The sequence below is a fragment of the Shewanella sp. DAU305 genome, assembly GCF_026802235.1.
Taxonomy (GTDB): domain Bacteria; phylum Pseudomonadota; class Gammaproteobacteria; order Enterobacterales; family Shewanellaceae; genus Shewanella; species Shewanella baltica.
In genome coordinates this window covers 865,157-876,391 of sequence record NZ_CP113808.1, presented here as the reverse complement: position 1 = coordinate 876,391, position 11,235 = coordinate 865,157, and the positions used below count along the sequence as shown (strand labels likewise).

Here is an 11,235-nt window from a genome sequence, read left to right as displayed (position 1 = left end):
CCATGGCCTCCAGCTTCGCCGCGCGCGCCAATCAAGCTTTGATGCAATCTTCCCCCAAGTGGCGCCTCGCCATTTGGTTGCTATTGATGCTGTCAGCAAGTCTGTGGACGCTGCAACTCTGGCAAAACGGCGCACGGGTGCAGAGCGATATTCTGGCCATGCTGCCGCATTTACAGCAAGACAAACTCACAGAGCGCGCCCTTAACCAAGTTGAAGCCACGCTCGCCGACCAAGTCTATATTGCACTTGTCGCCAAGAACGAAACCACGGCAATCGCTGCGGCTAAGCTGTTGATGCAAAAGCTTGAAGCTGACCTTGTTGCAAGGGGTAAGCAAGGCGCGCTAACCGATATCCGCAGCGCCGATATGCAGCTCGGCGAAGCGCTAGGGCAATTCTATTTCCCCCACAGATTTAAATTACTGACAGCGCCGCAAGCCGAAGCGTTAGCCAGCCAAAATATTGAAAGTCTGCTTGAGGCAGCCACAGCGCAGCTTTACAACGCCTTTAGTTACGCCAATAGCAACTTGCTCGCCCAAGATCCGCTGCTGTTATTCCCAGCCAATTTACTCACCCTCGCACCGAGTTCAAAAGTCAGGGCCAGCCAGGGGATACTGCTCGCGAATCAAGGCGATAATGTTGCCGCGGTCGTCATGGCAAAGGGGCGAGAAAGCGCTTTTAATCCCAATGCGCAATTAGCGCAGATGACGGCATTAACCCAAGGATTGGATGCCGTTAAACAAAGCTACCCAGATATTACCGTGCTCAAAGCTGGCGCCCTGTTTCATGCCCTTGCGGCAACGCAAACGGCTAAGAGTGAAATATCGATCCTCGGCCTAGCATCCTTACTTGGGGTGATAGCCTTAGTTTGGTTGGCGTTTCGCTCAGTGATGCCGCTACTGCTAGCAATCGTGACTATTTCCAGCGGACTGTTGCTGGCCGTGACTTTTACCTTAAGCGTATTTGGCGAGCTGCATTTACTCACCTTAGTGTTTGGCACTAGCTTGATAGGCATTGCCATCGACTATAGTTTTCATTTTTACTGCGAGCGCTTAAGCAATACAGAGCGGAGCGCAAAGGCCACAGTGGCGTATATCTTCCCAACGGTGACACTCGCCTTTATCACTAGCGCTTTGGCTTATGTCGGCATAGGTTTAGCACCGTTTCCCGGCATGCAGCAAGTCGCGATTTTCTGCGCCGCGGGTTTGCTCGGGGCCTATCTCACCCTCATTCTCGCCTATCCACTGTTAGCGGGAAGTCGTTTGCCTGAAGGCTCCCGCCCGTTAGCGCTCGCGGGGACTTACCTTGCCTGTCTCACTCAGTTATCGAAACGATTTACCACGCCGTTAGGCATGGGCATGTTTGCTTTGGTGATACTAGTCTGGTGTCTGGTTGGCGTAACAAAGTTAACCGTCGATGACGATATTCGCCATTTGCAACAAAGCCCTGCGAGCGTGACTGAGCCAGAAAACCAGCTACGCCAGTTACTCAGTGGCGGCACAGACAATCAATTCTTATTGGTGCGCGCACCGAGCGAAGAAGCGTTGCTGCAGCAGCTTGAGCGAGTGTCACCCATGCTTGATACCGCCATAACAAACCAAGAGTTAGGCAACTATGTGAGCCTCAGCCGTTATCTGCCCAGCCATCGAAAACAAGACACGGCTTACCACTTACAGGGCGAAATCTATCAAACTCAGATAGATACTGTGCTCACAAGCCTTGGTTTGGATGAAAATCTAAAGCCAGAACTGCAAGCCGCCTATTTGGCCGCGAAAACAGATTACATCACGCCAGCAGCATTCTTGACGCTAGGGGCCGGCAAGCAACTCGCGCCGCTGTGGCTCGCGCCGAATGAGGCTAATAGTCCAGTCAGCAATGGCGCGCTAAATGATGATGGAGCAAGCGCGGAACATGGCGCTGAGCATGGAGCAGATCAGGGTGCCGATTATGGTGCAATAGTCCTCCTTGGCGGCATTCAGCAAATCGATGCCCTTAAGGCGCGTTTTGCCCATGATGAAAGCGTGCAGCTTATCGACAAGGTGGCGGACATTTCAGCCGTCATGGGCCATTACCGATTGTTAACCCTAAAGCTGTTAGCCCTTGCACTTGGCATCGCACTCTTGTTGTTTAGCCTGAATTTCGGCTTTAAAAAAGCGGCGGTTGTGGTTGCCGTGCCGGCCCTTGCGGCCTTGCTCACGCTTGCAACCTTAGGCTTAACGGGCTCACCACTGAGTCTGTTCCATGCACTCGCGCTCATTTTAGTTTTCGGGATTGGGATAGACTATAGCTTGTTTTTTGCCTCAGCCCAGAACCACGGCAAGGCAGTGATGATGGCGGTGTTTATGTCCGCCTGCTCGACCCTATTGGCCTTTGGTTTACTTGCCTTTAGCCAGACCCAAGCGATTCACTACTTTGGTTTAACTCTGTCGCTGGGCATAGGGTTTACCTTTTTACTTTCGCCGTTGATTTTGACCACAACACTGGCTTTAACCACCAATCAGCTTCTAACGACAAAAAAGTCCTGATGACTACAAGGAACGTATTTTACATGTCTACACAGGTTCACGATTTATCAGCTATACCAAATTCACTTGATGTCGATGTGGCCATTATCGGCGCAGGGCCTTCGGGCGCCATCGCTGCCAGCCTGCTACACCAGCAAGGCAAGCGCGTGCTTGTGTTAGAGAAACAGCATTTTCCTCGCTTCTCCATCGGCGAAAGTTTACTGCCCTGCTGCATGCAGTTTATCGAAGAAGCGGGCATGTTAGATGCGCTCAATGCCGCTGGATTCCAACATAAAAATGGCGCCGCCTTTCGTCGCAATGGAACTTACACCACCTTCGATTTTACCGATAAATTTACTCCTGGGCCGGGCACCACGTTTCAAGTGCAGCGCGCCAGTTTTGATAAACTGTTAGCCGATACCGCCCAAAGCCAAGGGGTCGACATCCGCTACGGCGAAACGGTCGAGGCGATCGATTTAACCGAGAACCCACGCTTAACGGTGCGCAATGAACAGGGCGAGCTTTATCAAATCAATGCCCAATATGTGCTCGACGCCAGCGGTTTTGGTCGCGTATTACCCCGCTTGCTCAACTTAGAAAGTCCATCTTGCCTGCCTCCGCGCAGCGCCATCTTTACGCATGTGGAAGACAACATCAGCGATGCTAGCTTCGATCGTAATAAGATTTTGATCAGCGTCCACCCTGAACATAAAGATATTTGGTATTGGCTCATTCCCTTTAGCAATGGCCGCTGTTCACTCGGCGTGGTGGCTGAGCCGCAGTTACTTGAGCGTTTACAAGGTTCGCTTGAGCAACAATTGATGAGCATAGTCAATGAAGAACCAGGGCTAAAAGCCCTGCTGGCAAACGCTAAAGTGGTGCAGGAATGCGCCACGCTCAAAGGTTATTCCGCCAATGTGTCACGCCTTGCGACCGACAAGTTCGCCCTACTGGGTAATGCGGGCGAGTTCCTCGATCCTGTGTTTTCCTCCGGTGTGACTATCGCCATGCAATCGGCGTCTATGGCAGCAAAATGCCTGACGAAACAACTCAATGGCGAAACGGTTGACTGGCAAGCCGATTACTCAACGCCTTTGATGCAGGGCGTGAATGCCTTTCGTACCTATGTGCAAGCTTGGTATGATGGCCGCTTTCAGGACGTGATCTTCTATGAAGAACCGAACGAGCGTATCAAGCAGATGATTTGTTCTATTCTGGCGGGCTATGCTTGGGATACGAATAATCCCTTCGTTAAAGACTCGGAGCGCCGCCTGAACATGATAGTCGAACTGTGCAGAAACCCAGCCGCCACTCCAGCATTCGCAGAGGTCTAACCGCATGCCGCTAAACCTTAACGCTAAATGGTTAGTGATCACCGCCCTGCTGCTCGCAAGCCTTGGGCTGACGGGCTGTAGTGAACTGCTGTTCAGGCAGACCTGTGTCGGGCTCACTAAGGATATGCGTTATTGTTTGGCTCCACTGCCCCATGACTTTGCTCCCGCGACCGATAAGCCGTTGACTCAGCCTAGGATACAGCCCGCGACTGAGTCTACAACTAAGCCCGCCATCATGGCGAGTCAGCAAACCGACAGCAATACTGGCGTATCTTCACCCCAGTCCTTTAGCCAAAAAGTCAGTATTAAAGTGGGGAAAGAGTCCCACGAACTGCTCACTCAATTGGAGTTAGAGGGCGAGCGCATGACGCTCGTGGGTTTAGCGCCACTCGGACAGGCTTTGTTTACCTTGGTTTATGATGGGAATACACTCAGCAGTGAGCAAAGCGTGCTGCTGGGCGACAATTTTAAAGCCGAGTATTTAATGGCGATGATGCAACTGATCTATTGGCCTGAGCAGAGTATTCGCGCCCATTTGGAAGGTGGCCATTTAGTGACTGGTCTTTGCGATACGGTTGGGGGAAATCAGAGCGACACGCTTGTCGATACCCGAGTAATTACAATCCCCTGTCGCCAGATCTATAGCCAAGATACCTTGATCAGTAAAAGCGCCCTGCAAACCCATGTGGTGCAAATCCGTTATCAACAAAATGTCGGCGACGCCCTATGGCAAGCCCACATCAGCTTAACTATGCCACAGGCCAAGTTTGAGCTAGAAATCGAACCTATTTAACCTTTTAACACCCGCACTTCGCTGTGCCATGGTAAAAAAACGATACGCTATGATGAACAGAGTAGCCATTACACAGATTGGATTGTGTACCCCGCTAGGGCAAGATCCCCAGCAGGTTTTAGACCGCCTGATCGCGGGTGATACCAGCGCGATGCAGCGCAGTGACACACTCCTGTTCGAGCACCCAACCTTAGTTGCGCCAGTAACGGCTGCGCTGCCGGCGATTCCTGCAAAGCTCATTCAGTTCGATTGCCGCAATAACCAGTTACTCCTATGCGCGGCGCAGCAAATTACCGCCACGATTGAACAAGCGAAACGGGATTTGGGCCATGCTCGCATTGGCGTTGTGCTAGGCACGAGCACCTCGGGGATTTCTAAAGGTGAAGCGGCCCTGAGCTATCGTAATCAACACGGCCACTTTCCGGCGGATTACCACTATTTCCAGCAGGAGCTCGGCAGCACTAGCGACTTTTTGCGCCAATATTTTGAGCTAGATGGCCCTTGCTATACGATTTCAACCGCCTGTTCCTCCAGCGCAAAAGTCTTTGCCAGTGCCAAGCGTTTACTCAGCGCTAACCTCTGCGACATGGTGATTGTTGGCGGTGTCGACAGTTTGTGCCAACTGACAGTCAATGGTTTTAATGCTTTGGAATCTGTGTCAAAAGGCCACTGCAATCCCTTTAGTATCAACCGTGATGGCATCAATATCGGCGAAGGCGCGGCCTTATTCGTGCTGACGGCGGGCGAGTCCGATGTGATGCTGGCTGGCATTGGCGAGTCGAGCGATGCCCATCATATTTCGGCGCCACACCCCGAAGGCGCTGGCGCAATCACCGCCATGCAAGCGGCTTTGCAAGATGCGAATATTGCGGCACAAGATATTGGTTACATTAACTTACACGGCACAGCGACACCCAAAAATGATGCGATGGAAAGCCGCGCTGTGGTTAAAGTCTTTGGCGTCAACACCCCGCCCTGCAGCTCGACAAAGCCCTTAGTCGGCCATACCTTAGGTGCCGCTGGCGCAATCGAAGCCGCCTTCTGCTATTTATTGCTTTCGGCACATAATCACGGCCAAGCCCTGCCGCCCCATCAATGGGACGGACAAGTCGATCCACAGGACCCGTCCATTACCTTAGTCGAACGCCATCAAGTCGCCGCAAAAGGCACACTTAATTATGTGATGAGTAATTCCTTCGCCTTTGGCGGCAGCAATGCCAGCCTGATTTTTTGCCGTAACGAGGCCTAAAATGATGCCCTTTATTCAATTCAATTTACCCTTTGCCGAGCAGGATATTGCCGATTTCATCCCCCACAGGGCGCCGATGATCTTGGTCGATAAGATCATCTCTTATCAACGCGATACCTTAGTTACCGAAGTCACGATCACGCCGAAAAGCCCCTATTTCGACGATAAACATCAAGCCGTACCCAATTATGTGGGTATCGAATATATGGCCCAAAGTATTGCCGCACTGGCCGGAGTAGAAGCTAAGCTGCGCAATGATAAAATCCGCGTGGGTTTTCTGTTGGGGTCGCGCAAATTAGCGCTACATGCCAAGCAATATGAACTCGGGCGCACCTATCGCACCCAGGTAAACCGCCTCTATCAAGAGGAGTCGGGATTAGCGGTATTCGATTGCCAGATTTATCTGCTGCCCGAAGCCGGAAGCGAACAAGAGAAAATCTTAGTCGCCACAGCGAATGTGAATGTGTTCCAACCCCAAGACACGCAAGCCTACCTTGATGGAAATCAAGACGCGGGCAATAGAAGCCTTGGACACTAATATCGAGGCAATGCTGAGACCAGGTAATCGCAGCAAACTGAATTAGCCTGTCGATAAAAAGCGTTAGATTAAGCGCCTTAGCAAGCAGCCTTTTACCATAAATACATGAAACCCCATACCGACTCCTAAAGATAAAATGGGGTGGAGAAAATAGATGAATAACAGAGTATTAGTCACAGGTTCGAGCCGCGGTATAGGTAAAGCCATCGCCCTAAAACTGGCCGCAGCAGGCTTCGATATCGCCCTGCATTACCACAGCAATCAAACGGCGGCCGATGACAGTGCCACGCAAATCCGCGCGCTTGGAGTCAATGTGAGCCTGCTGAAATTTGATGTTGCCGACCGCGCGACAGTCAAAGCCGCCATCGAAGCCGATATCGAGGCCAATGGTGCCTATTACGGCGTGATCCTCAATGCCGGTATCAACCGCGATACCGCCTTTCCCGCCATGACAGAAAGCGAATGGGACAGCGTCATTCACACTAACTTGGACGGTTTTTATAATGTGATCCATCCCTGCGTGATGCCTATGGTACAAGGCCGAAAAGGTGGACGTATCATCACTTTAGCCTCGGTATCTGGGATCGCGGGCAACCGTGGCCAAGTGAATTACAGCGCCTCCAAAGCGGGTATTATCGGCGCGACTAAGGCACTGTCATTAGAACTGGCAAAACGCAAAATCACCGTCAACTGTATCGCCCCGGGCTTGATTGAAACCGACATGGTGGCCAATATCCCTAAGGACATGGTCGAGCAATTAGTGCCGATGCGCCGTATGGGTAAACCCAATGAAATCGCAGCCTTAGCCGCATTTTTAATGTCTGACGATGCCGCCTATATCACTCGCCAAGTGATATCGGTCAATGGAGGTATGATCTAAATGAGCGAGGCGACAAATCAAACACGCTGTAAACGAGTGGTCATCACAGGCATTGGCGGGATTACCGCCCTAGGTCATGATTGGCCGACCATTGCGGCGAACCTTAAGGCGCAGAAAAACTGCGTCGTCACTATGAGTGACTGGGATAGATACGACGGACTCAATACCCGTTTAGCCGCACCCATTACTGACTTTGAAGTGCCAAGCCATTATTCGCGCAAGAAAATTCGTTCCATGGGCAAGGTTTCCATTATGGCAACCCGGGCCAGTGAACTGGCTTTACTCGATGCGGGATTACTGGATGACCCTATCGTGTCCTCGGGTGAAATGGGCATCGCCTACGGTTCATCCACGGGCAGTACCGATCCTATTACCGCCTTTGGCGATATGCTGAAAACGGGCGATATGTCGGGCATCACCGCAACGAGTTATATCCGCATGATGGCGCACACCACAGCGGTGAACGTCGGCGTATTCTTCGGCTTAAAGGGCCGAATTCACACCACCAGCAGCGCGTGCACTTCGGGTAGCCAAGGCATAGGTTATGCCTATGAAGCCATCAAATACGGTCAGCAAACCTTAATGTTGGCGGGCGGCGGCGAAGAACTCTGTCCCACCGAAGCCGTCGTGTTCGATACCCTGTTTGCCACCAGCACTAAAAACTCGACGCCCGAACTCACGCCACGCCCCTTTGATGCGGATCGCGATGGCCTCGTCATTGGCGAAGGCGCCTGTACCTTGGTGCTCGAAGAGCTCGAACACGCCAAGGCGCGTGGCGCAAAAATTTATGCTGAGTTAGTCGGTTTTGGCACAAATTCCGACGGCCAACACGTCACCCAACCGAATGCGCAGACCATGGAAATCGCCATCAGATTAGCCCTCAAAGATGCGCAGCTTGAGCCTAGCGCCATAGGTTATGTGAACGCCCACGGCACAGCAACCGACCGTGGTGACATTGCCGAGAGTCACGCGACTCAAGCGGTGTTTGGCGCAGATACGCCAATTTCATCCCTTAAAAGCTACACGGGCCACACCTTAGGCGCATGCGGTGCGTTAGAAGCTTGGGTGAGTATTGAGATGATGAATGCGGGCTGGTTTGCGCCAACACTCAATCTTGAGAATATCGACCCACAGTGCGCTGATTTGGACTATATCCGTAACGAACTGCGCCCGATCGACACAGATTATGTCATGAGTAATAATTTCGCCTTTGGCGGCATTAATACCTCGCTGATTTTTAAACGCTGGACCAGATAACACCTAAAACCCACATAAGGACATAGCAATGAAACCACTGTTTGCAGGGATGCTGCTGAGCATCAGTTTATTAACCGCGCCACTCTTTGCCAAAGAATACACGGTAGAAACCTATCAAGAAGTCTTTAAGGGCGACAACGAATTTAAGCAGAAACAAGCCATCGAATCCTTAAGCCTTGCAGGCTTATCCGATCCTGCAATTTACGATGTGCTCGAAGCTAAACTGCTTGCCTCTTTACCCCAAGCGACTGAAAAAAATGCCATCGACTACAGTGCTTGGTTAGTCAAAGGCTTAGCCTACTCGGGTAACGACAAGTACAGCGAAACCATCAACAGCATTGTGAATGGCAACTATCACAAAAAACTCAAAAAATACGCATCTCAAGCCAATGAAAATCTAGCGCAATATAAAAAGTGGAATACCATTCTTGGGGATAAAAGCCAATATGCTGCCGACCAAAGTCAGCAAAATAATGCCTTTGCCAATGCACTACGCAGCGATGATTTAGAGTTAATGCGCCTAGCGGCTAAACGCATTATGGATGATCGTCAGTACGATGACTTTATCCTAGCCATCCTCAGTAACGAATTAAAAACGCCACGCTTAATGGCCGATGACAAACTCGCTATCGATACCTATGCGAACATGGCAAAAGCGCTAGCTAGTTCGGGGAATACCGCTTACCGCGATGTGATTGAGAATATTGCGACCACAAATTCGAACCGAAAACTGCAAAAATACGCGGCTAGCTACCTGAAGAAATTCTATTAAACCAGCCCGTTTTACGCTTAATAAAACAAATCATGGCCGAGCTTATCCTCGGCCATTTTTATATCCATTTGGATCACTTTTTAAATTAAAAGAAATTTTACTGTTGGCCTTAGCGTTTGCTGATATTCGCCTTTACAGGCTTGCCATGGCATTCACTCACCGACACTGTGAATAGTTTCAAAGTTTATGAACGAGAGCTATGAAAGGCGAAGAGGCTATTAAACATAGATATTGCTCAGAGTGAGGCCAACCCTTTGGAAAAAATATAAAACAAGAGGCTTTCAACTCCGTTGGGCGTCATGGCAGCTTGTAAAAATAAAAACAAAAAGAATAGGACGAGCAATCCTCCTTGGTCGACTCATGATCAAAAAGCAGGGGGGTGAAGCCCTACGACTTTTGCTTTGATTAACATTTTTTGGCTTAGGATTTGCTTATCCACAGCGGCGCATTGGCAAACAGATAACAACGCGATGCCGCCATTATGGATAAGCCACAATAATAGGGAGCACCCGAACTGCCATGAGACTCACTATAAAAGCTACTATGAAAATCACCTTAGATGACCTTAAAGGGCCAGAGATAGCGGCATTGCTGCAAGAACACCTCGACGATATGCGAGCAACTTCACCGCCTGAAAGCGTTCACGCATTAGATCTTGATGGCCTGCGTCAGCCCAATATTCACTTTTGGACCCTATGGGATGGCAACAATTTAGCGGGCTGCGGTGCACTAAAATGGTTAGATGCCGAGCACGCCGAGATCAAATCCATGCGCACTGCCGCGCCCTATAAACAGCAAGGCATAGCTTCTAAAATATTGCAGCACTTGATTAACGATGCCAGAAGCGCTGGCGTCAAACGTCTGAGTCTAGAGACAGGTTCGATGGACTTCTTCAACCCCGCTCGCCTGCTCTACTGCAAATTTGGTTTTGAAATCTGTGGCCCCTTCGACGGCTACCAACTCGACCCCAATAGCGTGTTTATGACAAAGAAAATCTAATTTTAAGCAGTGGTAAACGGTACGAAAGCCGTTTACTATGCGCAACGCCAATCTCTGCATCAATAACGTTAACTTAAAATGTTCCCATTCAAGCCTTTCAACGTAAATCACCCCCAAAAATAGATAGTGCTTTTAATGAAAAATAGCCCAAGGCGACTATAGTTCTAACTAATGCAATGGAATTGCTAATTGACGCAATCACTTACATTTCAAATGTATTAAATAAGAAGTATATGAAAAACCCCAGCACATTCATTAGCACAGTGCTAATTGTGGCCATGACTTTACTAATCCTCCCCGCCATTGCTTATCTAAACCAAGCGATATCGGGAAGCTATGGCATTGAAACCCATCAAGATACTGATATTGATTTTACTTGGCAGGATATTCACGGCAAAACGCACCAATTTAATGACTGGACTAAGGGACCAAGCTATCTGTTTCTTGGCTTTTTGAGCTGCTCACAAATTTGCCCTATTCGCGTACATCAAGTGCGTTCACTGATGGAACAACTCACTGAAAATGAAAGAACAAACATTCGTTTTCTGTTTGTCTCTATCGATCCTCAAAATGACCTGCCAGCCCTCAGAGCACAAATGATCGATAATCAGTCGGCGCAATTTTTTAGTGCCGAGTTAACCCCTGAGCGACTCGAAACCCTCCAGCGGCAACTGGCTGAAATATCAAGTCAAACTAGCGATATAAATCTGCACACAGGTAATCTTTATTTAATTTCACCCACGGGAAAGCTTAAACAAACCTATACTCAACAGCAGCTTATTACCGAAAGGTTGCTTTCCGATCTCAATACTATGATGTCTTCAAATTAGGCAGACAAAATGAATCACTCATCGAATAATTCAATGGCAGTTAAAAACGATCAGACCTTATATCGTCTGCTTCTCGCTCAGG

10 protein-coding genes are annotated in these 11,235 nt (G+C 49.7%); all 10 read left to right on the top strand.

What is annotated here, in order from left to right:
- Nucleotides 1-2 precede the first annotated feature (2 nt).
- The 10 genes from OX890_RS03880 (at nt 3) to OX890_RS03835 (ending at nt 11,153) form a co-directional block, all read left to right on the top strand.
- A complete protein-coding gene (locus OX890_RS03880) occupies nt 3-2,522 on the top strand; it encodes an MMPL family transporter (protein ID WP_268650117.1) in 2,520 nt (839 codons plus the stop codon).
- 23 nt (nt 2,523-2,545) lie between these two features.
- Nucleotides 2,546-3,835, top strand: coding sequence for an NAD(P)/FAD-dependent oxidoreductase (locus OX890_RS03875; RefSeq protein ID WP_012586551.1), 1,290 nt, complete (start codon nt 2,546-2,548; stop codon nt 3,833-3,835).
- Nucleotides 3,836-3,839: 4 nt separating this feature from the next.
- Nucleotides 3,840-4,628 carry a DUF3261 domain-containing protein gene (locus OX890_RS03870; protein WP_115335705.1) on the top strand — a complete coding sequence of 263 codons (789 nt, stop codon included), beginning with the start codon at nt 3,840-3,842 and terminating at the stop codon, nt 4,626-4,628.
- 49 nt (nt 4,629-4,677) lie between these two features.
- Entirely contained in the window at nt 4,678-5,877 is a 1,200-nt protein-coding gene (locus OX890_RS03865) for a beta-ketoacyl-[acyl-carrier-protein] synthase family protein (RefSeq protein WP_115335706.1), read from the top strand.
- A gap of 1 nt (nt 5,878) precedes the next feature.
- A complete protein-coding gene (locus OX890_RS03860) occupies nt 5,879-6,415 on the top strand; it encodes a hotdog family protein (RefSeq protein WP_370452680.1) in 537 nt (178 codons plus the stop codon).
- Nucleotides 6,416-6,569: 154 nt separating this feature from the next.
- Nucleotides 6,570-7,295: a 3-ketoacyl-ACP reductase FabG2 gene (locus OX890_RS03855; protein ID WP_115335707.1), complete on the top strand. Its 726-nt coding sequence runs from the start codon at nt 6,570-6,572 to the stop codon at nt 7,293-7,295.
- The gene (locus OX890_RS03850) at nt 7,296-8,552 is read left to right on the top strand and encodes a beta-ketoacyl-ACP synthase (protein ID WP_268650116.1); all 1,257 of its coding nucleotides are present in this window, start codon (nt 7,296-7,298) and stop codon (nt 8,550-8,552) included. It begins immediately after the preceding gene.
- A 28-nt stretch (nt 8,553-8,580) separates the two neighbouring features.
- Complete coding sequence (locus OX890_RS03845) at nt 8,581-9,324, top strand: hypothetical protein (protein WP_268650115.1); 744 nt, start codon at nt 8,581-8,583, stop codon at nt 9,322-9,324.
- Between the two features lie 519 nt (nt 9,325-9,843).
- Nucleotides 9,844-10,323, top strand: a complete 480-nt coding sequence (locus OX890_RS03840; RefSeq protein ID WP_268650114.1) for a GNAT family N-acetyltransferase — start codon at nt 9,844-9,846, stop codon at nt 10,321-10,323.
- Between the two features lie 233 nt (nt 10,324-10,556).
- Nucleotides 10,557-11,153 (top strand): SCO family protein, encoded by a 597-nt coding sequence (locus tag OX890_RS03835; protein WP_268650113.1) that lies wholly within the window; start codon nt 10,557-10,559, stop codon nt 11,151-11,153.
- Nucleotides 11,154-11,235: the final 82 nt, after the last annotated feature.

Bases quoted from the DNA above. Each gene is read 5' to 3' on its own strand.
- OX890_RS03880 (WP_268650117.1), top strand. From the start codon at position 3: ATGGCCTCCAGCTTCGCCGCGCGCGCCAATCAAGCTTTGATGCAATCT.
- OX890_RS03875 (WP_012586551.1), top strand. From the start codon at position 2,546: ATGTCTACACAGGTTCACGATTTATCAGCTATACCAAATTCACTTGAT.
- OX890_RS03870 (WP_115335705.1), top strand. From the start codon at position 3,840: ATGCCGCTAAACCTTAACGCTAAATGGTTAGTGATCACCGCCCTGCTG.
- OX890_RS03865 (WP_115335706.1), top strand. From the start codon at position 4,678: ATGATGAACAGAGTAGCCATTACACAGATTGGATTGTGTACCCCGCTA.
- OX890_RS03860 (WP_370452680.1), top strand. From the start codon at position 5,879: ATGATGCCCTTTATTCAATTCAATTTACCCTTTGCCGAGCAGGATATT.
- OX890_RS03855 (WP_115335707.1), top strand. From the start codon at position 6,570: ATGAATAACAGAGTATTAGTCACAGGTTCGAGCCGCGGTATAGGTAAA.
- OX890_RS03850 (WP_268650116.1), top strand. From the start codon at position 7,296: ATGAGCGAGGCGACAAATCAAACACGCTGTAAACGAGTGGTCATCACA.
- OX890_RS03845 (WP_268650115.1), top strand. From the start codon at position 8,581: ATGAAACCACTGTTTGCAGGGATGCTGCTGAGCATCAGTTTATTAACC.
- OX890_RS03840 (WP_268650114.1), top strand. From the start codon at position 9,844: ATGAGACTCACTATAAAAGCTACTATGAAAATCACCTTAGATGACCTT.
- OX890_RS03835 (WP_268650113.1), top strand. From the start codon at position 10,557: ATGAAAAACCCCAGCACATTCATTAGCACAGTGCTAATTGTGGCCATG.